General features: G+C 50.6%; 23 protein-coding genes. 15 read left to right on the top strand and 8 right to left on the bottom strand.

Annotation, left to right across the window (positions count from 1 at the left end; translation table 11 throughout):
- Nucleotides 1–14: 14 nt before the first annotated feature.
- Entirely contained in the window at nt 15–1,268 is a 1,254-nt protein-coding gene (locus AC0YN0_RS08905; RefSeq protein WP_475820953.1) for an MFS transporter, read from the bottom strand.
- A 210-nt stretch (nt 1,269–1,478) separates the two neighbouring features.
- On the opposite strand from AC0YN0_RS08905, the gene AC0YN0_RS08910 reads away from it, so the two are divergent.
- Nucleotides 1,479–2,645 (top strand): exonuclease SbcCD subunit D, encoded by a 1,167-nt coding sequence (locus tag AC0YN0_RS08910; protein ID WP_475820954.1) that lies wholly within the window; start codon nt 1,479–1,481, stop codon nt 2,643–2,645.
- Nucleotides 2,642–5,737 carry an AAA family ATPase gene (locus tag AC0YN0_RS08915; protein ID WP_475820955.1) on the top strand — a complete coding sequence of 1,032 codons (3,096 nt, stop codon included), beginning with the start codon at nt 2,642–2,644 and terminating at the stop codon, nt 5,735–5,737. Before AC0YN0_RS08910 ends, AC0YN0_RS08915 begins: the two co-directional genes overlap by 4 nt.
- A gap of 76 nt (nt 5,738–5,813) precedes the next feature.
- On the opposite strand, the gene AC0YN0_RS08920 is transcribed toward AC0YN0_RS08915, so the two are convergent.
- Entirely contained in the window at nt 5,814–6,356 is a 543-nt protein-coding gene (locus AC0YN0_RS08920; protein ID WP_475820956.1) for a hypothetical protein, read from the bottom strand.
- Nucleotides 6,357–6,561: 205 nt separating this feature from the next.
- On the opposite strand from AC0YN0_RS08920, the gene AC0YN0_RS08925 reads away from it, so the two are divergent.
- On the top strand, nt 6,562–6,942 hold the full coding sequence (locus AC0YN0_RS08925) for a DUF423 domain-containing protein (RefSeq protein WP_442050623.1): 381 nt from the start codon (nt 6,562–6,564) through the stop codon (nt 6,940–6,942).
- A gap of 160 nt (nt 6,943–7,102) precedes the next feature.
- A complete protein-coding gene (locus AC0YN0_RS08930; protein WP_475820957.1) occupies nt 7,103–8,986 on the top strand; it encodes a putative bifunctional diguanylate cyclase/phosphodiesterase in 1,884 nt (627 codons plus the stop codon).
- 83 nt (nt 8,987–9,069) lie between these two features.
- Here AC0YN0_RS08930 and AC0YN0_RS08935 read toward each other — a convergent pair whose 3' ends face one another.
- Entirely contained in the window at nt 9,070–9,558 is a 489-nt protein-coding gene (locus AC0YN0_RS08935) for a hypothetical protein (RefSeq protein WP_475820958.1), read from the bottom strand.
- Between the two features lie 161 nt (nt 9,559–9,719).
- On the opposite strand from AC0YN0_RS08935, the gene AC0YN0_RS08940 reads away from it, so the two are divergent.
- Nucleotides 9,720–10,025: a YunC family protein gene (locus tag AC0YN0_RS08940; protein ID WP_337098967.1), complete on the top strand. Its 306-nt coding sequence runs from the start codon at nt 9,720–9,722 to the stop codon at nt 10,023–10,025.
- A 91-nt stretch (nt 10,026–10,116) separates the two neighbouring features.
- Here AC0YN0_RS08940 and mtnA read toward each other — a convergent pair whose 3' ends face one another.
- Both mtnA and mtnK read right to left on the bottom strand, forming a co-directional pair.
- Nucleotides 10,117–11,166, bottom strand: coding sequence for an S-methyl-5-thioribose-1-phosphate isomerase (gene mtnA / locus AC0YN0_RS08945; RefSeq protein ID WP_475820959.1), 1,050 nt, complete (start codon nt 11,164–11,166; stop codon nt 10,117–10,119).
- Nucleotides 11,167–11,190: 24 nt separating this feature from the next.
- Nucleotides 11,191–12,402: an S-methyl-5-thioribose kinase gene (gene mtnK / locus AC0YN0_RS08950; protein WP_475820960.1), complete on the bottom strand. Its 1,212-nt coding sequence runs from the start codon at nt 12,400–12,402 to the stop codon at nt 11,191–11,193.
- A gap of 150 nt (nt 12,403–12,552) precedes the next feature.
- Between mtnK and AC0YN0_RS08955 the strand changes: the two genes are divergently transcribed.
- The 7 genes from AC0YN0_RS08955 to AC0YN0_RS08985 all read left to right on the top strand — a co-directional run bounded on the left by AC0YN0_RS08955 (nt 12,553) and on the right by AC0YN0_RS08985 (nt 19,679).
- Nucleotides 12,553–13,140 (top strand): DUF1802 family protein, encoded by a 588-nt coding sequence (locus AC0YN0_RS08955; protein WP_475820961.1) that lies wholly within the window; start codon nt 12,553–12,555, stop codon nt 13,138–13,140.
- A 278-nt stretch (nt 13,141–13,418) separates the two neighbouring features.
- Nucleotides 13,419–14,198 carry a Fe-S cluster assembly ATPase SufC gene (sufC, locus tag AC0YN0_RS08960; protein WP_307205760.1) on the top strand — a complete coding sequence of 260 codons (780 nt, stop codon included), beginning with the start codon at nt 13,419–13,421 and terminating at the stop codon, nt 14,196–14,198.
- A gap of 21 nt (nt 14,199–14,219) precedes the next feature.
- Nucleotides 14,220–15,527, top strand: a complete 1,308-nt coding sequence (gene sufD, locus AC0YN0_RS08965) for a Fe-S cluster assembly protein SufD (RefSeq protein ID WP_475820962.1) — start codon at nt 14,220–14,222, stop codon at nt 15,525–15,527.
- On the top strand, nt 15,524–16,750 hold the full coding sequence (locus tag AC0YN0_RS08970; protein ID WP_475820963.1) for a cysteine desulfurase: 1,227 nt from the start codon (nt 15,524–15,526) through the stop codon (nt 16,748–16,750). The genes sufD and AC0YN0_RS08970 overlap by 4 nt, the downstream gene beginning before the upstream one ends.
- On the top strand, nt 16,737–17,162 hold the full coding sequence (gene sufU / locus AC0YN0_RS08975; protein WP_475820964.1) for a Fe-S cluster assembly sulfur transfer protein SufU: 426 nt from the start codon (nt 16,737–16,739) through the stop codon (nt 17,160–17,162). The genes AC0YN0_RS08970 and sufU overlap by 14 nt, the downstream gene beginning before the upstream one ends.
- 39 nt (nt 17,163–17,201) lie before the next feature.
- The gene (gene sufB / locus AC0YN0_RS08980; protein ID WP_442050632.1) at nt 17,202–18,599 is read left to right on the top strand and encodes a Fe-S cluster assembly protein SufB; all 1,398 of its coding nucleotides are present in this window, start codon (nt 17,202–17,204) and stop codon (nt 18,597–18,599) included.
- 147 nt (nt 18,600–18,746) lie between these two features.
- Nucleotides 18,747–19,679 (top strand): GNAT family N-acetyltransferase, encoded by a 933-nt coding sequence (locus tag AC0YN0_RS08985; RefSeq protein WP_475820965.1) that lies wholly within the window; start codon nt 18,747–18,749, stop codon nt 19,677–19,679.
- 61 nt (nt 19,680–19,740) lie between these two features.
- On the opposite strand, the gene AC0YN0_RS08990 is transcribed toward AC0YN0_RS08985, so the two are convergent.
- From AC0YN0_RS08990 to AC0YN0_RS09000, 3 genes are all read right to left on the bottom strand, one after another.
- Nucleotides 19,741–20,799, bottom strand: coding sequence for an HD-GYP domain-containing protein (locus AC0YN0_RS08990; protein ID WP_475820966.1), 1,059 nt, complete (start codon nt 20,797–20,799; stop codon nt 19,741–19,743).
- A 96-nt stretch (nt 20,800–20,895) separates the two neighbouring features.
- Complete coding sequence (locus AC0YN0_RS08995; RefSeq protein ID WP_475820967.1) at nt 20,896–21,939, bottom strand: ThiF family adenylyltransferase; 1,044 nt, start codon at nt 21,937–21,939, stop codon at nt 20,896–20,898.
- 17 nt (nt 21,940–21,956) lie between these two features.
- Nucleotides 21,957–22,691, bottom strand: coding sequence for a molybdenum cofactor biosynthesis protein (locus tag AC0YN0_RS09000; protein ID WP_475820968.1), 735 nt, complete (start codon nt 22,689–22,691; stop codon nt 21,957–21,959).
- Nucleotides 22,692–22,822: 131 nt separating this feature from the next.
- On the opposite strand from AC0YN0_RS09000, the gene moaA reads away from it, so the two are divergent.
- From moaA to AC0YN0_RS09015, 3 genes are read left to right on the top strand one after another with little or no spacing between them, the layout of a single operon-like run.
- A complete protein-coding gene (moaA, locus tag AC0YN0_RS09005) occupies nt 22,823–23,824 on the top strand; it encodes a GTP 3',8-cyclase MoaA (RefSeq protein ID WP_475820969.1) in 1,002 nt (333 codons plus the stop codon).
- Nucleotides 23,825–23,833: 9 nt separating this feature from the next.
- On the top strand, nt 23,834–24,310 hold the full coding sequence (locus AC0YN0_RS09010; RefSeq protein WP_475820970.1) for a hypothetical protein: 477 nt from the start codon (nt 23,834–23,836) through the stop codon (nt 24,308–24,310).
- A 51-nt stretch (nt 24,311–24,361) separates the two neighbouring features.
- On the top strand, nt 24,362–25,825 hold the full coding sequence (locus tag AC0YN0_RS09015; RefSeq protein ID WP_475820971.1) for a bifunctional metallophosphatase/5'-nucleotidase: 1,464 nt from the start codon (nt 24,362–24,364) through the stop codon (nt 25,823–25,825).
- The last annotated feature ends 24 nt before the right edge of the window (nt 25,826–25,849 follow it).

Genomic DNA, 25,849 nt, shown 5'->3' on the forward strand with positions numbered 1-25,849 from the left:
CGCAGACATTCGGTTTATAACACTTCGTTCCTTTTCACCAGCATGCGATAGAGAATGATCGACGCGATCGAGCACAATAGCGCACAAGCGCCGATGAACAAATAACCCGCTTGGAGGCCGGCGATAAGACTGGCCTCTTCGTCATGTCCGGAAGCGAACAGCCGCTTGATCCAGTCAATGATCGCACCAATGGCGAAGTTTCCGATGACGCTGGCAATGCCCATTAGCGTGACCGTGAATGTAATGGCCGTATCGGCGTTGTTTTTGTATCTGCGAGCGAGCAGCGCCATAACGGTCGGATAGATCGGCGCAATGCCTACGCCAGCGAGCGCGAACAGAACGGCGCCCTGCTCACCTACGATAATAGCGGCGACTGAGCATAGGCCGGAGACGGCGGATAAATAAATAAGCGCCTTCGTGTAACCGATCTTGTCAGTAACAGGCCCGAGAAAGAGACGGGCCAGCATGAAGCATAGGAAGAAGGCGGACAGCATGCGGGCAGCCGCGTCGTTGCTCCATCCGTATGCCTTCTCAAGAAAGTTGACGAGCCAGCCGCCGACGGCAAGCTCCGATATAACGCCAAGCGAGAGAACGATAACAATCAACCAAGCAATGGGATCTTTCATATATTGCCGCAGCGATATTCGTTCCTCCTGCTTGCTCTCTTCAGCAGGGAACTTGGCGATTAACGCAGGCAGCATCGGAAGAACGGACAACGCAAGCATAAGCGCGTACATCCCGCGCCATCCGAGCTCCGATCCGAACAATGAAACACCCATAAGTGAGGCGGCGAGCATCGGTGCGATCATCGAGCTGAGCCCATAGAAGAAGTGGGAGAGATTCATCATCGTTCCGGTGTTTTTGACAAAAATGCGCGCGGCTAGCAAGGCGAGACCAATTTCCAGTATCCCGTTGCCGATATACATGAGAAAATAAGACGCGGATAAAGCGGTGTAATTAGAAGCGATATAGATAAAGATGCCGGATACCGCCATGGAGCCGAGCGCAAGCATCGTCGTCAGCTTCATGCCCGCCCTGCGGGACAGCCAGCCGGTGAAGCTGCAGGCGAGCAAGTAGCCTAGGGAGTTGAAGGCGAGCAGCATGCCGATCTGAAACTCGTCTAATGCGAGGTCGCTTTGCATTTTGGGGAGCGCGGGTCCTTTAATATTTTCAGAGAAACCAAATACTAGGAAACCGCCGAATACGACGATTAATAATAGAATGTAGTTTTTTCGTATGGATGATGCTTTTTCTCGTTCTAGTTGCAAGCGGAAAACCTCCAAAAAAGTTACTATAATGAGACCATTGTTGTCTTCGGCGCAGCTATGCTGCACGCAAAATATCGCCTTGTTCACTCTATCGCGAATAGATCGGAATGGCAAGCCGCAGACTATGCGATTCATAGATTAGAATGGTAAAATAACGGATAGAAATAGGCGGAAGCATGTCGAACCGCGGGGAAAGGTAGGTTGCTAGACATGAAATTTTTTCACACGGCGGATTGGCATTTGGGCAAGCTTGTCCAAGGCGTATATATGACGGAGGATCAGCGGCATGTGCTGGAGCAACTGCTGCAGGCGATTGAGAATGAAAGGCCGGATGCGGTAGTGATAGCAGGCGATCTGTATGACCGGGCTGTCCCCCCGACAGAAGCGGTTGAGCTGTTGGACGAGCTGCTGGAGCGCATTGTTATCGATCTGAATACGCCGGTTATCGCCATCTCAGGCAATCATGACAGCCCCGACCGGATCGACTTCGGGACGAAGCTGATGGCAGGCCGCGGCCTGTATTTGGTTGGGCAGATGAAGCGGGAGCTAGAGCCGATCGTCTTAAGCGATGAATTCGGCGAGGTTCATTTCCACCTCATCCCTTATGCGGATCCCGCACAGGTTCGCCATCTGCTCGGAGATGAGACGATTCGCTCGCATGATGATGCGATGAAGGCGATAACAGCAAGGATTGCCGAAACGATGGATACATCGGCGCGTCATGTGCTCGTTGGACATGCCTTTATTACGCCGACCGGGGCGCATGAGAACAATACAAGCGATTCAGAACGTCCGCTAGCCATCGGCGGAGCGGAGCATGTGAGCGCCGCTCATTTCGCGAAGTTTCAATATACGGCGCTCGGCCATTTGCACCAAGCCCATTATGTGCTGAACGATACGATTCGATATGCGGGCTCTCCGCTCAAATATTCGATTTCCGAAGAAAGCCATGCCAAAGGGTATTTGGTTGTTGAGATGGATGGCGGCGGCAAAGTGGCGGTAGAGAAGCGCGAGCTTGCGCCGCTGCGAGACATGCGCAGAATTACCGCTTCAATAGAAGAAATAGAAACGCATAGCGTGAACGAGGATTATGTGTTCGTAACGCTGCTTAACGATAATCCGGTGCTCTTCCCGATGGAGAAAGTAAGGGCGGTTTACCCGAATGCGCTTCATGTGGAGCGCCGCATGGCTAGTTTGTCCACACTTCGCAATGGGCAGGAAGAGGGAGAACGACGAGGCAGGCGCGAGGCCGATCCGATCGAGCTGTTCGCCGCTTTCTACCAGGAGGTTAAGGGCGAGCCGCTCTCGGATAAGAAGCAGCAGCTGTTCGCTGACACATTCGCAGCACTGCTGCGCGAGGAGGGGGGAGCTGTATGAAACCGCTGAAGCTAACGATGACGGCCTTCGGGCCTTACCGCGACGTGGAGACGATCGATTTCAGCCTGCTGCAGGACCAGCGGCTGTTCGTTATTTCAGGCAACACAGGCGCGGGCAAAACAACGATATTTGACGCGATCTGCTTCGCCGTCTACGGTTCGGCAAGCGGTGAGGATCGTTCCGATATGCGGATGCTGCGGAGCCAATTCGCCGATGAGGACACGCATACGGCGGTGGAGTTCGATTTTGCCATTGGCCGCAAAGCTTATCGTGTATTCAGGCAGATGAAGCATCGCAAGGGCGCGAACAAAAGTGAAACCGGCGAGAAAACCGAGCTGTACGAGCTTACGGAGGACGGCATTGCAACGCCAATTGTTGACCGCTTTATCTCTACGGAAGTGAATACGAAGCTGTTGTCGATTGTAGGACTGACGAAAGAACAGTTCAGTCAGATCGTGATGCTTCCGCAGGGCGAATTCCGCAAGCTGTTAACGTCGGATACGGACAACAAAGAGGATATTTTGCGTCGAATATTCCAAACGGAGCTGTATGAGAAGCTCGAAACGAAGTTCTATGCGATGAACAGGGAGCTGCAAGAGCAGCTCAAGGAAACGCGAGCGGGAGCGGCCGCATATATGAAGCAAGCGGAGGAGGCATTGCCGCAGCGCGAGGGAAGTCAGCTTGCGCTGACGCTGGCGCAGGAGTCGTACAACGCTTTGCAAATGACTGATGCGTTGGAGCAGGAGGCCGCTTATTACGAGCAGCTGTCGGCGAATGCGCAGCAGCGCAAAGCGGAGTTGTCGGGCCGCATCGAGCTTCGCCAAAGCGCGTTGAACGATGCGCTGGCGCTCAATCAGCGGCATGATGCGTTAGCCAAGCTCCGGGAGCAAGAGCGGCAATCCGAAGCGGAGCGGCCTGCATTCGAGGCGCGGGAGAAGCGACTCGCTCTTGCCGAGAAGGCGGCGAAGCTGACGCCGTACGAGGAGCAGGCAACACGCGCGAAGGCGGATAGCGAAGCGAAGCGCGGTCAGCTGGACAGCCGTCGCGAGAGGCTTGCGGCGGTGGAAAGCTCAGCGGCGGCTGCGGAGGAGCGGTTTGCGGCCGAAGCAGCGAAGGAAGAGCAGCGCCGCGAGGCGGAGCGCGAGCTACATAAGCTGACAGAGCTTGCGCCGCTAGTTCGCTCGCTTGCGAGCCAGCAGCAGACGCTTACTCGGCTGCAGCAGGAGGAGCAGGGCGCTGCTTCCAAGCATGCGGCGGCGGAAGCAGCGCTTGCCGAGCAGCGCGAGCGTAAGCAAGGGATGCAGCTGGCGCTGCAGAAGCTAGGCGCGAATGCGGGCTTGCTCGCCAACAAGTTAACCGAACTGTCGCAAGTTCAACAGCAGGGCAAGCAATTGACGCAGATGATCGAGCTGGATAAAGAGCTGCTGCGTATCTCGCTGCTCGAGCGCGAAAATCGGAATACGATGCTGCAAGCGAAGTCGGAATATGATCGGCTGGAACAGCTGTGGATTGAAGGTCAGGCCGGTATGCTTGCGGTTCATCTGCATGACGGCAAGCCTTGTCCGGTATGCGGCAGCGAGTCGCATCCGGCCAAGCAGGCCGTCGCTGAGGATGTGCCTTCACGCGAGCAGTTGCAGCAGGCGAAGGAGCAGCTCTCGGCTATCGAAGGCGAGCTTCACTCGTCTAGAGCGCAAGCGGCGGCAGCCAAATCCACTCGTGACAGCAACGCTGAGGAGCTTGCGGCTTCAGGCATTGAGATCGTAAAGCTGGAGGAGCAGCAAGCACAGCTTCGCAAGCGGTGGCGCGAGCTTAAGGATGAGACGGATGAGCTGCAGAAGCAGGCGCAGGAACAACAGAAGCTGGGCGAGCAGCTGCATCAGCTTGAGCAGGAGCTGGACAAGCGCCAAGCGGACAAGGAACGTCTGCAGCAGCATTGGCAGCAGCTTATAATCGAGCGGACGAAGCAGCAATCGCTGCTCGAGCAGGAGCTTGAAAGAATTCCGGCTGCACTTCGCTCGGAAGAGCGGATGACGGCTAAGCTTGCTGTGCATCAGAAGCTGACCGCTACGCTTGCACTCGCTTGGAAGACTGCACAGGAGCAGCGTCAGCAGCAAGCTTCTTTGTTGGCGGAAGCGAAGGCGCATGCAGAGCAGGCTGCCGTGCAGTATGAAGAATCGAGGCTGCGTCTGCAAGAGTTCGAGGCGCGGTTAACGGAAGAGCTTGCGAATGCGGGTTTCGCAGATGGGACTGAATACCGAACTGCGGCCATGAACGCGGTCGATCGTGATGCGCTGAGATTGCAACTGGAGGCATATCGATCCGCCATTCAACTGCTTGCACAGCAGATTATGCAGCTTGAACAAGAACTGCTGGACAAGCCGCGTATCGATACTGATGGTTTGCAAGCCGAGTTGGCCGGCATGAGGGACGAACTGGAGCGCTTAATTGCAGCCTCGCAGACGCTGCTGCATAATGAGCAAGAGGCGCGACGGCTGGCAGCATCGATTAAGCGGGCTGCCGAGCGGGTTAAGACGCATGAAGCGAAGCTGGCTGAAGTATTCGATCTTTATCAGATGCTCAAGGGCGACAACGCGCTGAAAATATCGTTCGAACGTTATATTCTGATCGAGTATTTAGAGCAAATCCTGCTTGCGGCTAATGCGCGGCTCGCGGAGCTGTCGAACGGGCAGTTCCTGCTGGAGCGAAGCGACCGGCTTGAGAAGAGCGGCAAGCAGAGCGGTCTCGGGCTTGACGTGTATGATGCTTATACGGGGCAAAATCGCGATGTAAAAACGTTGTCCGGCGGCGAAAAGTTCAATGCTTCCTTATGTCTTGCGCTCGGTATGACGGACGTCATCCAGTCGCATCAAGGCGGCGTCACGATCGAAATGATGTTCATCGACGAGGGTTTCGGCTCCTTAGACGAGGAGTCGCTGGGCAAGGCAATCCATGCATTAGTGGATTTGCAGAAGGCGGGGCGGATGATTGGCGTTATCTCCCACGTGCAGGAGCTAAAGGATGCGTTCCCAGCCCGGCTTGAGGTGCAGAAGACGAAGGAAGGTTATAGCCGAACGAAGATTGTTGTGAAGTGAAACTTATAAAAAAAGTCTGCCGCATGAAGTTCCCGGCCGGGCACTTAAGCGGCAGACTCTTTAGGGCTTGTAACGATTAGCCGACTCCGCCGGAAGTTGCTCCCATGGCGATGCCTATGATAAAGAGAGCGATCGCGCCTACAATCAGCAAGCCGTTAAGCACGAGCCCGATAATCGCGAACGCTTTGCGGCGGTTTTTGGCGAATATGCCGATGAAAGCAAGAATCGCGCCTACAAGCGCAACGCCTACTGAACCGAACATGCAGATCATAATCAGCACGAGCACCCCAAGAATGTCACCGCCGAGCGTTTCAATGTCTTCCGGTGTAACTACGCCGTTACGTGCATTCACTTCTTCGACAAATTCAATGAATTGGGCGGAGTTTGACGTTGCAAGGACGAAGGTGATAATAATAAGCAAGACGGCAACGAGAGCGATGATAAAGGAAGCGATGCCAAGCTTCGATTGCTTTAACGGCCCGGTTTCATTCGAGTTGTCGTCCGAAAATCGCGGGGCTGTCGAATCAGGCGAATATCCGCTATCTCTCGGTTGATCCGAGGTTGGTTGTTCCGCCGTATCCTTCGACAAATCGGGCGGATGGTTGTTTTCGTTATTCAATACGGGTCAGCTCCTTGGAATAGGTTAACATCAAGCGACAAGCGTAAACGGCTTACGCTACGCACGAACCATTGACGGCGTAAGCTAACGGTTCGCGGATGAAATATAGGCTCAGTATAAGAGTATGACTATTATACTTTCCTATATTTTCAAAAATCACAATTACGGTAAAATTATACACAACAACGAAAGGGTTGAAAACATAATGTTTCCAAAATATTTTGTAATAGGCGCAATTAACGCAGCGCTTTCCATCGCATTAGGCGCGTTCGGCGCGCACGGTCTTGAAGATAAAGTGAGTGAGCACCTCATAGAAGTATTCGAAACAGGGGCGCGATACCATATGTATGGGGCGCTGGGTTTAATGCTGATTTCATTGCTGGCCAAATTTATTGACGGCGGCAAACTGCTGCTTAATGGCGCAAGATTCATTTTTGCCGGCATTATTTTGTTCAGCGGAAGCCTATACGTCATGACGCTTACGGATATTAGCAAGCTCGGTATGATCACGCCGCTCGGCGGGGCAGCGATGCTAATTGGGTGGGTATGCGTTATCATTTCCGCAATAAAATTTGGACGAAAATAATGAAATAAATATAGTGATTCGACAAGAATCGCCGTTATCCAACATTAATCCGGTTGTCATTAGTAAATATTTCTATACCGCAGCGACTTCATCGTTTATAATAAAGCTAACACTCACTTGACTCGAACAAGAGGAAGGAAGTTGGTGCGTGACGAGACGGATGGATAATAGAACTAATAGACGAACCCGCCGATCGTTAGGTGAGCCGCTTAGCGGCCCTTGGACGATAAGTATCGTATTAACTTTACTCGCTGCGGTCTGGATCGTCGTTTCCTTTATATTAATTAATCCGATGTATCGATGGTCTGCTTCAGCTATCGCTGCGTCATTATTAGTTGCCGCAATTATTATCTATATACGTCGAAGACAATCATTCAGCTTCAATAATTATCATACAGCAATCGTGGAGACGCTGCTTCGTTCCGAGGCAATTCCGCTTGCTGTGCTGGATCGAAGCGGAACGGTTATAGAGATGAACGAAGCGTCGAGCAGTACGCTTGGCTATTCTCGGAACGAATTGCTTGGCGAACCGCTTGAGCGCCTTGTAGAACCAGCCAGCCGGCAGGTGCTTCAGGAAACGTTCCAGCAGGCGCTGCTTGGCGAGGCGAAGCAGACGAACATTAATATTACGCATCGTTCTGGATTCCCGCTTGAGCTGCAGATCGTGTGCACGCCTATGATAAGGGATGAAGAAGTGATCGGAACGGTCATGATCATTCATGATCTAAGCGATCGTAAGCGGAATGTCGAGCGAATACGTTATATGGCCTATTATGACGATATGACGGGCTTGCCGAATCGGACGCTGTTCCAGATGAAGCTGACGGAGAGCATAAGCCGTGCAGTCGAGGAAGAGCGAATCGTTGGCATCTGTTATTTGGACTTGGATCGGTTCAAGCTTGTGAATGCTTCGTTCGGCCGAGAGTTTGGCGATATACTGCTCATGCAGGTTGCCGAGAGACTTAACCGCGGCATGTCAGAATCCGATTTCGCTGGCCGTATGGAAGGCGATGAATTCGCGCTTCTATTCCATAACGTTAACTCCGAGCAGCATCTTCTAGAGCTGTCGCGCGATGTGCTTAAATCCATTGAGGAGCCGTACGAGCTTAGAGGATTCCCGTTACATATTACGGCAAGCATCGGTTCCGTTACGAACCGAAATGTCGAAGATGATGCTTATACGTTAATTAAGAAAGCGGATATGGCTCTCGTAAGAGTGAAGGAAAGCGGTAAAAATGATTGCCTGCTTTACTCCGAGACTTGGAGCAATTCCTCATTCGAGCGGTTAACGCTGCAACATGAGATGTACCGTGCGATTCAGCGCAGCGAATTTATTCTTCATTATCAGCCGCAGTATGATCTCGTATCCGGAACCATGGTCGGCGTTGAGGCGCTCGTCCGTTGGAAGCACCCCGTCAAAGGAATGATTCCGCCAGGCAGCTTCATTCCTCTAGCTGAGGAAAGCGGCATGATCGTCCAGATCGGAGATTGGGTGCTTGAGGAAGCATGCCGACAAAACAAAGCATGGCAAGACGCGGGTTTACCGCCAATACCGGTATCCGTCAATCTATCCATAAGACAATTCGTTCAGAACGATCTGGCAAGCAAGGTAGCCGCTGTGCTTAAGAAGACGGGACTGGATTCCAAGTATTTGGATCTCGAGATTACAGAATCGATGACGATGGATGTCAGCCATGTATCGCGCTGTCTGCTTGATTTGACCGAGATGGGCGTAGGCATTAGCGTAGACGACTTCGGAACAGGGTACAGCTCCTTCCATTACTTAAAGAACTTCCCGATCGATCGGCTTAAGATCGACCGTTCCTTTGTAAGAGACATTCAGCAGGATCCAAGCGACGCCGAGATCGTGGCCGCTATCATAGCGATGGCGCATAATTTGAACATCCAAGTAATCGCTGAAGGCGTCGAGACAGAAGCGCAGATGGAATTCCTTCGCAAGCATAATTGCGATGAGATGCAAGGCTACTTCTGGAGCCCGCCGGTATCCAGTGACAATATTGAGCAGATGCTGGCCGCCAGCTAGAACGCTCTGAAGACAAAACCCCGTACAAGGGCTGCAGGTGCAGCGCGCTTTGTACGGGGTTTTGCTTTTTTTCTTTACGACAATTAAGCTTGCTCCTTATAATCTTCAATCTCATTCAAACGGAACGTATAGACTTGCTTCTCATCGACATGGTAGACCGTAATTAAGTTCTCGCTCTCGTTCATGTTGAGTATTCGGCAAGGAATGTTAAGCGTGATGCCAAGTCCTTTGTTGACAACGAGTCGGATGAGGGAGTTGCTCTTAATGATTTGTTTAATACGCTCAAGCCCGTAATTAACGCTTTCAGAATTAGTTATCGGAGGCATGCTCTTCGGCTTCTCCTGGAGTGGGAGCTGAATCGGTATCGACTGCTGCGTTGTCGAAGCTGCTTTGCGCTCCTCGAGCAGTTGTCCAAGCTGAATGCCGGATTGGACCTTATAATCGAGGAACCCCCCATTATTGAGTTGACGCAACAGCTGTTCGAGCGCTTCGCCGTTCGTCGTTCCCTCAACAAGCACTTCAATTTGGAAAATGAAGGATGATTTATCAGCGGATGTAAGTGGTTTTTTCATAAACCCTCCGTACGAAAATGATATCTCTAATATACCACCAAATCGATCGTTCATGTAGTCATAAAATGAGCATTTATCGGGTGGCTCTCGCCTGCAATATGCATATAATGTGGATGCAGACTTATGCCTCTAATGACGTGGATGAAGGGGGTGGATCCAGTATGATGCGAATGATTCCATTTACGCTCGAAAATGGCGAAACCGTGCTTGGCGTTGAAGTTAATTTGCCCAAAACAAACCTGCTCGCAATAACGACGGATAAAGGATATATCATGTGCGGCGCGCTTGATGTCGCGCTATTGAACGAACGATTGAAAACCCGAGAAATCATTGCAGGCCGCGCTGTCGGCGTTCGAACATTGGAAGAGCTTATGGAAGCGCCGCTCGAATCTGTAACGTTTACGGCCGAGAAGCTCGGGATCGTTGCCGGTATGAAAGGATCGGATGCACTCCGTCTTATGCTGTAATTAAACTTATTTGGCCTTATTGATGAAGAAAACCCCGGCACGCCCGTACCCATCGAAGGGAGAAGCGAACCGGGGTTGTCTGTTCTCACGCTTATTCGAACAGTTTGCGCAGATTGTCACCGTACGGAGCCTGAATGATACCCTTCTCGGTAATAATCGCAGTTACATATTCATTAGGCGTAACGTCGAAGGCTGGATTGTAAACTTTGACCCCTTTCGGAGCCGTGCGTTTACCGAAGCCTTCTGTAATTTCCTCGGCGTTGCGCTCTTCGATTGGAATCTCAGCGCCCGTAGGCGTGTTCAGATCAATCGTCGACAACGGGCAAGCGACATAGAACGGAATGCCATGCGCCTTCGCCAGTACAGCGACGCTGTATGTGCCGATTTTGTTGGCTACGTCGCCGTTGGCAGCTACGCGGTCTGTACCGACGATGACGGCGTCGACCCAGCCCTTGGCCATGATCATGCCGGCCATATTATCGCAGATAAGCGTCACATCAACTCCTGCTTGCTGAAGCTCGAACGCGGTAAGGCGGGCGCCCTGCAGAACGGGGCGAGTCTCGTCGGCGAACACGCGAAGCGTAATGCCTTTCTCAAGAGCTAAATAGAATGGAGCAAGCGCCGTGCCGTATTTGGCAGTTGCAAGTCCGCCCGCGTTGCAGTGCGTCAGTACGCCCATGTCGTTCTTGAACAAAGAGAGAGCGTGCTCGCCGATCAGTCGGTTCGTCTCCTCGTCTTCACTCTGAATCGCGATGGCTTCTGTCAACAGCGCTTCCTTGCATGCAGCAAGCGAAAGCTCTTGACCGGCGAATGCTGCCGCAGCAGCTTTCATGCGATCAAGCGCCCAGAATAGATTGACTGCTGTCGGACGGGAAGTTGCAAGGTATTCAGCTTCCTTATTAACGGCAGCGAGCCAGGTCTGAACGGAGTCCGCATCACGGCTGCCGAGCACTACCCCGTAAGCAGCGCTAATGCCGATAGCCGGCGCACCGCGTACTTTAAGGTGACGGATCGCTTCCCATACGTCCTCGGATGTTGTAAGCGGCAGATACACGATTTCTTCAGGCAACAGACGTTGATCGAGCAAATCAAGCCGATCCTCTGTCCATATAACGGATTGCAAAGCTGTATTTGTAGTCATGCTGTTAATTCCTCTCTGCTTCTTTCATTTGTTTGCGGCAGTTAGCGCGGCATCGATAGCTTGTTCGATCGATTGCGTCTGACGGTTGCCGCGAATTAGCGTTGTGCCGATTGCCAGCGCAAGGCGCTGCGCTTTCTCGCGTGTAGCATCATTCGGTATACGATCAATATCGGCTACATGCGCAAGACCTACGATACGGCGAACCATCTTGCAGCCAGCGAATCCGACGGCGTCCTGAAGGAGACGGTTCATATAATAATCTTGATAGCCTGCTGCGGAATTAGCAAGTCTGTCGACGCCATTCACATTCCACAAGGCACGGAACTTCGACTCGAACTGATTCCAAATATCGACGATGGAGGTAATTAAATATTGGCGGTAGTCCGCACGTTCAGCTTCATCGGATAACCAATGCTCTTGTCCGGCATAGTTGAGCAGCAGATTCGCGATGACAGCGCCGACATCGAAGCCGACTGGACCATAATAAGCGAATTCCGGATCGATGACCTTCGTTGATTCGGGAGTTACGAATATACTGCCTGTATGCAGATCGCCATGCAGCAGCGCTTGAGCGTTCGTTAGGAACTTGTCGCGCAGGATCGCGACTTCCAAATGAAGCTCGCTATCCTGGGTGAGCGCTTCCGCGGCGTCGGCAATTGCAGGATCGAAGCTGTTGTTGGACGATACGGTGTAAGGATCGTCGAATATGAGATCTTCCGTTATTTTGCACAAATCCGGATTAATAAACGACTTCACCTGATTTTTCTTATCTTGTTGGTTCATACCGAGATCCGATGTGAAAAATAAGGTACGAGCCATGAACGTCGAAATATCGTCTGCGAACTTCGGATATCGCGTACCGTTTATTAAGCCTTGACGCATAATAACATGATCGCTTAGATCTTCCATGATTGTAAGAGCGAGATCGGAATCGTATTTATACACGGTCGGCACGAGTCTTGGAGCAAGCTTCGCCTCAAGGATAAGCTTCTCGCTCTCGATGCGCGCTCTGTCCAGCGTGAGCGGCCATGATTCGCCTACGACCTTGGCATACGGCAGCGCTTGCTTCATAATGAGGCTTTTGCCGCTGACGCTATCGGTAATGTGAAAGACAAGATTCAAGTTGCCGTCGCCAATCTCGCGGCAGCTAAGTTCTGCTTCCTGTGGAAAAAAGCCTTCAATCGAACGGGATATCTGAATCGCTTCTTGTTCATTTAAAGGGTGATATGCAGACATGGCTGTCCACCTCCGAATATAGGTTTATAAGCTCAAGCATAAATGCCAAGTAATCATCTCCACATAGTATATAGGATATTATTTCGCCATGGAATACCTACCTTTGATATAATAGTGTCAAATCTAGAGCAGACAGGTGGATGATGGATAATGACAGAGAGCAATGAGCTGCAGCCGGTCGCCCTCAAGGAATGGGCCGTATCGGTGAAGGCATTGGCCGAGGGAGAGCAAATCATCGTGATGCGCAAAGGCGGAATCGTTGAAGAAACGCGCGACTTTCAGTTGATCAGCCCAAGCTTCTACTTAATGCCCGCATACGAGCATCAGAAGAAGCATTTGCTGAAGCCAGGGTACGAAGAGCAATTGGACGAGACCTTGAAGGACTGGACTCCAGAGATGGAGACGATTACCCTTGAAGCTTACGCGGAAGTTGCCGAGGATATTGAGATAACGGATCAAGAAACGTTGAATAAGCTGCGTGATTTTCACATATGGACGGACGGCTTTGCCGAAGAACGGCTGAAGTGGAAGAAGACGAAACCGCTGCATCTTCTGATTATGCGCGTCTACAAGCTGGATGAGCCGATTAAACTTCCGATGCAGCCTGCTTATAATGGGTGCAAATCTTGGGTAAAACTGGAGGGGAACGCCGAGCTCCGTCCTGCTTCGATGAAACCGGTAGTAGACGATGACAAGTTCCGGTCGGAATTGGATCAAATAAGGGCCGCTCTGGCATAGGTTCGACAAAAAAATATGCGAAGTCACGCCCGAAAGCTAACTTACGTTGATTTATAACTAAAATTATATTAAAATAATTATTGAGAATCAGTGAGAATCACTCTATAATAGACAGGCTTGTCTGTTTACGGAAGTGACTACACAAATGTAACCGGCTGTTGCCGTCCTTTAGCGGCATAGGCTTTCGTTTCGCGGTGAAATGTAGGAGTAAGTTTAAGAGTGAAACTTATGCTTTCCTATATTTTCAAATAAACCAACCTTGGAGGGGTAAAGATATTATGGCAACGCATTTTGTCATCGACGGCTTGAAAGCTGAGATCGAAGGAAAAGAAATTTTGAAAGGCATTAACCTTGAGATCAAAGGTGGAGAAATCCACGCAATCATGGGTCCTAACGGAACAGGTAAAAGTACATTGGCGTCCGCTCTTATGGGACATCCTAAATATGAAGTAACCGGCGGCTCCGCTACGCTTGACGGCGAAGATCTGCTTGAAATGGGCGTTGACGAGCGCGCTCTTGCCGGCTTGTTCCTCGCTATGCAATACCCTAGCGAAATTCCAGGCGTTACGAACTCCGATTTCTTGCGCAGCGCGCTTAACGCACGTCTTGGCGAAGGAAACGAAATTTCGCTCATTAAGTTCATTCGCAAAATGGAAGGCAAAATGAAAGAACTCGAAATGAATCCCGAGTTCGCTCACCGTTACTTGAACGAAGGTTTCTCCGGCGGCGAGAAAAAACGTAACGAAATTTTGCAAATGATGCTGCTTGATCCGAAGATCGTCGTACTTGACGAAATTGACTCCGGTCTTGATATCGATGCTCTTCGCATCGTTTCGAACGGCGTGAACGCAATGCGTTCCGAAGATCGCGGCTTCTTGATCATCACTCACTATCAGCGCCTGCTTAACTACATCAAACCTGATTTCGTTCACGTTATGATGCAAGGCCGCATCGTTAAATCCGGCGGTCCTGAGCTTGCTGAGCGTTTGGAGAACGAAGGTTATGATTGGGTTAAAGAAGAACTTGGCATCGTTGACGAAACTGTAGGCCAGGCTTAAGCGGAGAAGGGGGCAAAACGGATGAGTACAGAACTATCTACGGGAGCCACTCGTCAGTCTGCTGAAGCGCTGGCAAGCAGCAAAGGCGAGCCGAATTGGCTCGTGGCATTGCGCGGCGAAGCGGCTGAATTGGCTGGGACACTTGGCTGGCCGAAACCAGAGAAGGTGCGCATTGAGCGCTGGAACCTGACAGCGGTAGGCAACTATGAGCAGCCATCGCCGGCGGCTTCGATCGGCGAATTGCCGACAGTCGTACGCGAGTTGATTGCAGAAGGCACGGAGAACTTGCTCGTACAACGCAATTCCGGTGTCGTATGGAAGCAATTCTCGCAAGAGCTTGCTAGCAAAGGCGTTATTTTCACAGATCTCGAGACGGCATGCAAAGAGCATGGCGAGCTCGTTCAACAATATCTGTTCCAAGCAGTAGCGAAGAACGAAGACAAATTGACCGCATTGCATGCGGCACTATGGAACGGCGGCGTATTCGTATACGTGCCTAAGAATGTAGAGGTGGAAATTCCTCTGCAAGCGATTCTGTTCAACGACAATGCAGCTGCAACATTTGCACCGCATATTCTGATCGTTGCAGACACGCATAGCCGCGTAACTTATGTTGATTCCGTAGTATCTGAACCAGGTGCGGCATCCGCGCCATTCATGCATCCTTCGGTTGTCGAAGTATTCGTTAAAGCAGGGGCGCATGTTCGTTTCGGCTCCATTCATCATATGGGCGAGACGGGCGTGGATATGTCTATCCGCCGTGCCGTAATCGAAAATGACGGCCGGATGGAATGGATTATCGGCGACCTGAACGACGGCAACACCGTATCGGATACGAAGTCGGTGCTGAAAGGCAAAGGCTCGACATCCGACGCGAAAGTGATCAGCGTAGGAACTGGCGCTCAACAAATGAGCTTGACGACACAAGCCGTTCATTTCGGCAAAAGCTCGGACAGCGACATGGTAACGCGCGCCGTTATGAAAGATTCCGCATCGGCGATCATCAACGGCATTACGAAGATTGAGCACGGCGCAACGAAAGCAAACGGCGTTCAAACCGAGAAAGTTCTCATGTTGAGCCCGAAAGCGCGCGGCGACGCGAATCCGATTCTGCTCATCGATGAAGACGATGTTACAGCTGGTCACGCAGCAAGCGTAGGGCAAGTTAACCCAGAGATGGTCTATTATCTGATGTCTCGCGGTATATCTAAGCAGGACGCTGAACGATTAATTATTTACGGTTTCTTGGCTCCGGTCGTATCGGAAATTCCGGTCGAGGCGGTACGCGAGCAGCTTCAGCGTTTGCTCGAAAGGAAGCTAGAGGGATGAATATAAATGCGATTCGGGAGCAGTTCCCGATATTGCATCAAGAGGTAAACGGGCATCCGCTCGTTTACCTGGATAGCGCGGCGTCTTCCCAGAAGCCGCGTTCCGTCATTGATGCGGTTAAACGATATTACGAGCTGGATAACGCGAACGTTCATCGCGGCGTGCATACGCTCGGTTCGAGAGCAACCGACGCTTATGAGGGAGCGCGCGAGAAGGTGGCGGCATTGCTTAATGCCGGCGCCGCGGAACAAATTATTTTCACACGGGGCACGACGACGGCACTTAATTTGGTTGCTTCAAGCTATGCCCGTTCCGTCTGCGGCGAAGGCGACGAAATCGTCATTACGCCAATGGAGCATCACAGCAACTTGATTCCGTGGCAGCAAGCAGCGAAAGCTACAGGCGCGACGCTCAAGTATATTCCGCTTCAGCCTGACGGCACGATCTCGCTAGAGGATGCCGAGAAGACGATTACGCCTAACACAAAAGTCGTATCCGTCACGTATGTGTCGAACGTGCTTGGCGTAGTGAATCCGATTAAGGAACTGGCTCAGATTGCGCATCGCAACGGCGCGATCATGGTCGTTGACGGCGCGCAAAGCACGCCGCATAAGAAAGTGGACGTACAGGATTTGGACGTTGATTTCTATGCGTTCTCCGGCCACAAGATGTGCGGACCTACGGGCATCGGCGCTCTGTACGGCAAGAAGAAGCTGCTTGAAAGTATGGAGCCGATCGAGTACGGCGGCGAGATGATTGACTTCGTAGATCTGTACGAATCGACGTGGAAGGATATTCCTTACCGCTTCGAGGGCGGCACACCGATTATTGCCGGCGCAGTCGGACTTGGCGCAGCAATCGACTTCCTGAATGAAATCGGAATGGACAATATCGATAAACACGAGAAGCATCTTGCTGCTTATGCTTACGAGAAGCTGTCCAGGATGGAAGGCATTGAGCTGTACGGGCCTAAGACAAACCGAGTCGGTCTAGTCACCTTCAACCTTGAAGATGTTCACCCGCATGATGTCGCTACGGTACTTGATTCCAAAGGGATTGCGGTACGCGCTGGCCATCATTGCTGCCAGCCGCTTATGCGCTGGCTGAATGTTTCGGCAACGGCTAGAGCAAGCTTCTATATATACAATACCGAAGAGGATGTTGACCGCTTAGCCGAAGCATTAATCCAAACAAAGGAGTTCTTCGGTCATGCAATTGGATGATTTGTATCGCAGAGTCATAATGGATCATTATAAAAATCCACGCAACCGCGGAACAATGAACGATGAGGCGGTTACGATCAACTTAAATAACCCAACCTGCGGCGACCGAATTTCGTTGCAGTTGCAAGTAGAGAACGGTAAAGTCGTTGACGCTAAGTATACGGGCGAGGGCTGTTCGATCAGCATGAGCTCCGCGTCGATGATGACGGAAGCCGTTAAGGGCAAGTCGTTCGACGAAGCGCTTAACATGGCGGAACGTTTCTCCGGTCTCATGAAGGGCCAAGAGGTCGAGTTCGAAGAGCTTGAGGATATTGAGGCGTTGTCGGGTGTCAATAAATTCCCGGCACGGATCAAGTGCGCAACACTTGCTTGGAACGCGCTGCGCAAAGGGATCGAGAACGAGCAGCGTTAAGGATACAAAATCCCGAAATGAAAGAGGAGAGTGAATACGATGGCAAAATCAATGCCGGAAATGGAAGAGTATAAGTATGGCTTCCGTGATGAGCATAAAGCAGTTTTCCAATCGGGTAAAGGCTTGACGCCGGAAATCGTACGTACGATTTCGGAGATGAAGAACGAACCGGAATGGATGCTTGAATTCCGCTTGAAGTCGCTGGAGCAATTCAATAAGATGCCAATGCCTAAATGGGGCGGCAACATGGACGATCTGGACTTCGAAGACATTCAATACTACGTTAAGCCGTCGGAGAAACAAGGCAAGACGTGGGAAGAGGTTCCTTCGGAAATTAAGGAAACGTTCGACAAGCTTGGTATTCCTGAAGCGGAACAGAAGTTCCTTGCGGGCGTATCGGCTCAATACGAGTCCGAGGTTGTCTACCACAGCATGCAAGAGGATCTTGAGAAGCAAGGCGTTATCTTCACGGATACGGATACGGCGCTTCGCGAGCATTCTGAGCTGTTGAGAGAATATTTCGGTACGATCATTCCTCCGAACGATAACAAGTTCGCGGCGCTTAACAGTGCGGTATGGTCGGGCGGCAGCTTTATCTACGTTCCAAAAGGCGTGAAGTGTGAAATTCCTCTTCAAGCGTATTTCCGGATTAACTCCGAAAATATGGGTCAATTCGAGCGTACGCTTATTATTGCCGACGAAGACAGCTCCGTTCACTACGTAGAAGGATGTACAGCACCTGTGTACAGCACGAACTCGCTGCATAGCGCAGTTGTTGAGATCCTTTGCAAGAAGAACGCTCGCGTTCGTTACACGACGATCCAAAACTGGGCGCCGAACATCTACAACCTTGTAACGAAACGTGCAGTAGCGGACGAGAACGCAACGATGGAATGGGTAGACGGCAACATCGGCTCCAAGCTGACGATGAAATACCCGGCAGTCGTATTGCGCGGCCGCGGCGCGAAAGGCATGGTATTGTCGATCGCCGTTGCAGGCAAAGGTCAGCATCAGGATGCAGGCGCTAAGATGACTCATCTGGCACCTGACACAAGCTCGACGATTATTTCCAAGTCGATCAGTAAACATGGCGGTAAAGTAACGTACCGCGGTCTTGCATCGTTCGGACGCAACTCGGACGGAGCGAAAGCGAACATCAAGTGCGATACGCTTATCCTTGATAACGAATCCACTTCCGATACGATTCCTTACAATGAGATCTTCAACGACAACATCACGCTTGAGCACGAAGCAACGGTGTCGAAGGTGTCCGAGGATCAATTGTTCTACTTGATGAGCCGCGGTCTTAGCGAAGCGGAAGCTACGCAAATGATCGTTATGGGCTTCATCGAGCCATTCACGAAAGAACTGCCGATGGAATACGCGGTAGAGATGAACCGTCTCATTAAGTTCGAGATGGAAGGCTCTATCGGTTAATAAGACTATACCCATGAACCGTCCCCTCTTCGCGAGGGGACGGTTTTTTTGCGATATTTTCGTTTTAATTAACTATAATTAACTTTTCCATTGGATTGCATTGGGCATAAACGTATACTTGAAAGAAAAACCAATCGGAGTGATACCTTGTTCCAAGTATACGAGCTTAAGGAAAAGGCGGAACGGTTTGAAGAAGCCGTCCACCTATTTTGGAGCCAGTGGGGAAGCAATGAAAATTTTCATTTTTATTACGACTGTATGTTTCATTCAATGACAACGGATAGCCAGCTGCCGCGATTTTATATTGCTTTGGAGAATGATTCAATCATCGGCACTTATGCGTTGTTGAGAAATGATTTAATTAGCCGCCAAGATCTATTTCCATGGTTAGCCTGTTTGTATGTCGTTCCGGAATACAGAGGAGAGAATAGGGGGGCCAAACTGCTGGAGCATGCCCTTCGCGAAACGAGAAAGAAGGGCCATGACTACCTATATCTTTGTACCGATTTGGAAGGCTATTACGAAAAACACGGCTGGTCCCACCTATCTGACGGATTCATATTTAATGGTGTGAAAACGAAAATTTACGCGGCTTCGACTGCAATGAATGTAAACTCGCTTGAAGGTATCGTAATCCAGTCTATTAAAGAGTCTCCGGAACATCGAGACGCGTTCATCAATTATATATCTGAAGCTTGGCCCGGCGTAAAGGATATCGCGATAAACCAAATAGAACAAAGCTTAGCAACAGCAAACGGTTTACCGTTGGCTTTCTTAATGTTCCGGGACGAGCGGATTATCGGCTTTTATCAATTGAATGAACAGGAATATCTAGTCAGAAAAGATTTGTCACCTTGGATTGGACCGCTATTCATTGACGAAAGCGAGCGAGGACAGGCATTAGGAGCGCTGCTGCTGCAACACGGAAGAAAAACGGCAGGACAGCTCGGCTATGATAAGGTGTACTTAACGACGGATCATATCGGATATTATGAGAAGTATGGTTTCCGTGAAATCGGAATTAGCCAGTTCGAGTGGGGACGTCCCAGCAAAATATATGAGCATCATAGTATAATGTGACAAAGCAAAGCGCAGCCCGAATGCCAAATGGCAATCTAGCTGCGCTTTGTTATTTATGAGCTTACAGGTACACTTGTTTAATCTCATAGCCGCGTTCGACGGTTAGATCGATGAAGCGCTCGTCGATGCGGATAAGAGGCTGGAAGAACTCGGTCGGGTGGGTCATCACTATGACGCCAATCTCTCCGGTTACCAGCTCAACCTTCTTCCCGATAAAGTTCGGAATCATATGCTTGATAAAGATGTGTGTCGTGAAAGCGTCCAGTTCTGCGAAGCTCATGTTGTACAGCTCCTTGAGGACGTCGAACAAATCACGTCTTTGCTGGTACACTCGTTCTGAAATCATCGCGCTATATATATCGACGACAGAAATGATTTTTGCAACGGGATGAATTTCTTCACCTTTTAAGCCATGCGGATATCCGCTGCCATCGACACGCTCATGGTGCTGAAGAGCGCTGACGGCGAGATAAGGCTCGTCGAACGACTTACTAATAATTTCATGGCCATATAGCGTATGTTTCTTTACTTCGTCGAACTCGTCTTTCGTGAGCTTGGCAGGCTTGTTTAGAATGTCTAAATCGATCCGGCATTTGCCGATATCATGGAGAAATCCAGCTTTGCCGATCTGAAGGGATTCTTTATTGTCATATCCGACCCAAGTGGCAAGATAGTACGATAACATGCCGACTTGTACGGAATGTTGATATGTATAATCATCGCTCGTATTTAGAAGCAACAGCATCGATACGACGTCGCGCTCAAGTTGCAGGTTGCTTAGGAGCGGCTGAAGCGTAGCGGTAACTTCATCATGGTCTACTTCTCCGTCGTTAAGCGCTTTCGAAAAAAGGGTTTCGAATTTACTTACAGCGGTTTTGTATATAGGCTCGACAGTGGGCAGCCATTTCGGACTAGTAGTAGATTCAATCGTTCTAGAGGCTTGAGTTTGAGTTGTTGGTTTATCGTTAATGTCAACATAATCAATCTGATGCTGAATAAGCCTAGCAATGTCATAGCGTTGCAGCGTCGTCCCCTTGGAAAGAACATGGAGCCCAAAATTGTTGAAAGTATCCCGGCTTAGTACGTCTCCCTCATTCAAATCTATGACTTGAACCCTCATTAAGACACCTCTGATTAGTATATTGTTTGTACGAATATACCTACAATAGTAGCAATGATTCGATAGAATGGCAATATGAGGAACTTGTAAATAAGACTAAACTCCTAGTAATTCAGCATAAACCGACTTTGCCTTCGACAACTCATCGGTGCCTTGAACAAGCGCTCTGCCGTCGCTAAATAGCACAAAAGTCAGTCCTTCTGGCAGCTCTACTCGCAGGAGGTATCGGTTATAGGTCGTACGGCCTGCAGGAGCGAGCCTGTTTTTAAGCTGCTCCAAGTCCAAGACTGCGGGTTTGCCGGGCGTAATCTGAACGGTATGACGTCCGCATAGCGTTGCGGCGGCGGTTTCTGCTCCGTTCTCCTCTAAGAAAGGATAGTGATGTTGACCGCAGGTTGGACATTCGCTTCTCCGAGCGGCAGCTAGGCCTACAGGCATCCAAGCATGATTCCATAGATCGACTTGAAATAAGGTACGGTGAAGCGCCTGTTCGTTGCCAGATAACAGCTTTATTGCTTCGCTTGCTTGAACGGAGGCGATAATATCGATAATCGGAGATAGAACGCCAGCAGTCTCACAGGTGTCCGTCATGCCAGGTGCAGGCGGCTCTGGAAATAAGCACCTATAGCAGGGGGAGTCGCCAGGCATAATCGTCATGGTCATGCCGGAAGCGCCTACAGCACCTCCATAGATCCATGGAATGTTATGTTTTACACTTATGTCATTAAGTAAATAGCGAATGCTGAAGTTATCGGTTCCGTCAATAATGAGCTGCACATTAGAGAGCAGTTGCTCTGCATTGAGCGGTGTGACATCGGCCACAATAGGTTCAATGACAATAGAGCTGTTGATCTCGCGCAGATGAACGGCGGCGGCCTCAGCCTTCGGTAGAAGCTGTTGAACGTCTCTTTCTGTATAAAGCATCTGGCGCTGCAGATTGCTCCATTCGACGATGTCACGATCGATAATACGCACATGTCCAACGCCAGAGCGAACGAGGTGGGAGGCGATGACGCAGCCAAGCGCTCCCATCCCGACGATGGCAACACGGCTCTCGTTGATCGAATGTTGTCCTGAAGCGCCGATTGGCGCATATCGTATTTGTCTTGCATATCGGCTAGCAGCGTTCATATCGTTCATGCGGGCATATACTCCTTCTAATAATCCGTTAAAGGCACGGTTGGATTCCAAGGGCCAAGCTGGTGGCCTTTCCACTCGGAGCCGTCCTCCCATATTTCTTTTTTCCATATCGGCACAATTTGTTTCAGCCGTTCAATCGCATATCGGCTGGCGTCATAGCAGTCTCCTCTATGAGGTGCGGATACCGCGATAACGACACTTGTCTCGGCAAGGCCGACTACGCCGATCCGATGACTGATCGCGCATAGCGCTCCCGGCCAGCGCTGCGCAATCTCATCGCCAATCTGCTTCATTGTTGTTACAGCCATCGGTGCATAGGCCTCGTACTCTAACCTAACCGTCCGCTGTCCTTGCGTCCATTCACGCGTCGTGCCGACAAAAGCCAGGCTGGCGCCATGAGCAGGGACAATAACTTTGGCTATCACATCGCTCTCGCTTATCGGATCGGATGTTATGACGTACAGCTCTTGGTTGGTTGCTGTTATGCTTGCAGGCTCTTCTCCGCCCGATACAGGAGGGAGAAGGGCAAGCTCGTCCGACGCGTGCATGGTCGAATGGTCTGCCGCATATGAATGGTTGCAAGCGAGGAATGAAATCGAAATTAGATTGGCATGTTCAGGATATGCAGCGGCAAGCAGCTGCTTCAGTTCAGCGGCAGTAACCGCTTCTGCGTCATGCTGAACCTTTATGGAAGAGACGCCGAAACGCTCCGGCAAGCCTGCGAATAATTGTATGGTCCACGTATATGTCATGTCACAAAACCTCTCATAGTATAGGTTGAAGTTGTTTATAGAATATCATAATTCACGAAAAAATGTTATGCTGATACATAGATAGATAAGCGGATGCTTACGACGTGTGTTACTGGAGGAGTGGGAGAGATATGCCTGAATTAATAGACCGCTTTGGACGCGTACATGATTATTTGCGCATATCCGTTACGGATCGCTGTAATTTGCGCTGCTTATATTGCATGCCCGAGGAAGGCGTCGAGTTTACGGAATCCTCAAACCTGCTTTCTTATGACGATATTGTTGAGGTTGCCCGTGCCGGCGCCTCGCTTGGTATATCCAAATTACGCATTACGGGCGGAGAACCATTAGTGCGTCCTGGCCTTGACGGCTTAGTTAAGCGTCTTGCCGACATTCCCGGCATTCGCGATATAGCTTTGACAACGAACGGCATCTTTTTGGCGAAGCAGGCAGAGGCGCTAAAGAAGGCCGGTCTGAACCGCGTCAACATTAGCCTCGATACTCTCGATCATACGAGGTTCAAGTTTATCGCTAGGCGCGGTGAGCTCAAGCGGGTTATGGAAGGAATTGAAGCGGCAGGCGCGGTGGGCTTCGACCCCATTAAGCTGAATTGCGTGCTGCTCAAGGATATCAATGAAGACGAAATCTCAGATTTCTTGAAGCTTGCCTTCGAACAGCCGCTTCATGTCAGATTCATTGAATATATGCCAATCGGCCATGCTGACGAGAATTGGAAAAAGATGTACTTGCCGCTATCTCGCGTATTGGAGATTGCTTCATCCGAAGGCTACGACATTAAGCGCAAGGATAATATAAAGGGGAACGGACCTTCCGACGATTGGCAAATCGAAGGGGGCAAGGGGTCATTCGGTCTTATTCATCCAATCAGCGACCACTTCTGCAAGAGCTGCAACCGGCTCAGACTAACGGCAGACGGCTCCATTAAACCATGCCTGTACTGGGTAGATGAATTGAACGTGAAGACGGCTCTTGGCAATCCTGAAGCGATGCGGGAGCTTCTCCTGCGGGCGATGGACGTTAAGCCGGAAAATCACGAGATGGCGGCTAAGCTGGCAGACGGGGCGCAATCGCATGTTCCAACAGAACGGCGTATGTCGCAAATTGGAGGATAATAATCGATTATGCGTGAAATAAATATATATCATTCCCATTATGGACATTCGGTAACCGAAGCTGCCCAGATGGCCGAGATCGCCGGGAAACATTTCGACATAGGGCAACGAGTGCCTGAGGTGAGCGGTAAAGCGTTCGATCTGTTAACATGGTACTCGAATTGGCTTGCGCTATATGAAGATGGTGAAGCAAATCCCTTTCTGCCCTCTATCCTGAAGGTTGAAGCTGTCGATACATTCGAGGCGACGATCCCATGGGATCAACTTACCCAAGCAGCCATTTTATTCGAGAAGGATGGCGAGGCCCTCGGGCAGAACGGTCCGATTCGTCTCTATGTACCTGACGGCAGCAGCAAATGCTTGAATGTCAAAAGCATCGTCGCTATACGTATTGAATGCGAAGCAAGCGGCGCTGCAGACGCTGAGCAAGAGGCGAGTTACGGCTTCAAGCATACATTTAGCAAGGATGATATGTTCAAAAAATAAGGCAGATCTTCATGGCGCTGAAGCGGAGTAATGAGGAGGCGTGCATCGACATTGAATAACAACATACAGACCCAAGTTGTGCTTCTGCATAGCAACGATGTACATAGCCGACTGGAGAACGCAGCTAAGATAACGGGTTACATTGCCGAGGAGCGCCGCAAATACGGCAGCGATTCCGTACTCGTTATAGATTGCGGTGATCATATAGATCGGATGCGAGTCGAGACAGAAGGAAGCGACGGACTCGTTAACGTGGCTTTATTGAACCTGGCAGGTTATGAAGCTGTTACGCTTGGCAATAACGAGGGACTTACGTATTCGATACAAGTACTAGAGAGCTTGTATCGCGATCATGCGGCATTTCCTGTTATTTGCGCCAATATGAAACAGACAGCGACAGGTGAGCTTCCCGAATGGCTGCTGCCGAATGCCATAATCGAGAAGAATGGGCTGTCCATTGGACTTATTGGCGTTACGACAGCTTACACCGATTTTTATTCCTTGCTTGGCTGGGAGGCCGCAGATCCGATAGAGACTGTGCGTAAGCAGGCAGCTCTATTAAGGGAGCAGGTGCAAGTTGTCGTTGTGATGTCCCATCTTGGCATTAGGTACGATGAGAAGATGGCGGAGAGCATTGACGGTATTGATCTCATAATAGGGGCGCACACGCATCATCTATTGGAGGAGCCTCTCGAAATCTGCGGAACGACGATTTGCGCCGCAGGCAAGTTCGGCGAGTATATCGGCCGAGTGGAGATTAGTATGGATGAGTTGTCGCATCGGCCTGTTTTTCGCGCAAGCGTCATACCGACAGCCGCATTCGTGGAGCAGCAAGAAGCCGCCGAGCTAATAAGCGCGTATCTGGAGTCGGGGCGGCAGAGACTAAGCGAAGTCGTATCCATGCTTAACGAACCGCTGCCTGCATTTACGAATCGAGAGTCTCCGTTATGTAATTTGCTTGCTTCTGGATTGCGCCGCTGGACGGATGCCGACATTGGTATCGTGAACACAGGGCAGCTGCTGGGAGGTCTTGCGCAAGGTGAAGTGACAGCGGGAGAGCTGCACGCCTTATGCCCATCACCAATCAATCCTTGCAGAATCAGTATAGAAGGCAAATATATACGGGAAGCGCTGGAGCAGTCGCTGCTCCCCGAGTATATCGAGAAGCCGATCAAGGGCTACGGCTTTCGCGGACATGTGCTTGGGAATATCGCCGTTGACGGCCTGCGAATTGAATATGACAGCAATTGCCCGGATTACATGAAGCTGCAATCGGTGCTGGTGAATGGAGAACCGTTGGACGATCAGCGAGTCTATCGTGTAGGAACGATCGATATGTTCACCTTCAAGGCTGGCTACGAATCGCTTGCGAACGGGCGCTCTATCGATTATTATTTGCCTGAATTTATTCGCGACGTGATCGCCCATCAACTGCAAAACAGCGCAGATATTGCGGATTGCCGTAGAACCCGTTGGCATAATGTGGCGACGGATCCGAGGTCAACGCGGTTATAATCGGTCGCTGTCGAAAAATATAGA

The sequence above is a fragment of the Paenibacillus sp. J22P218 genome, assembly GCF_056269195.1.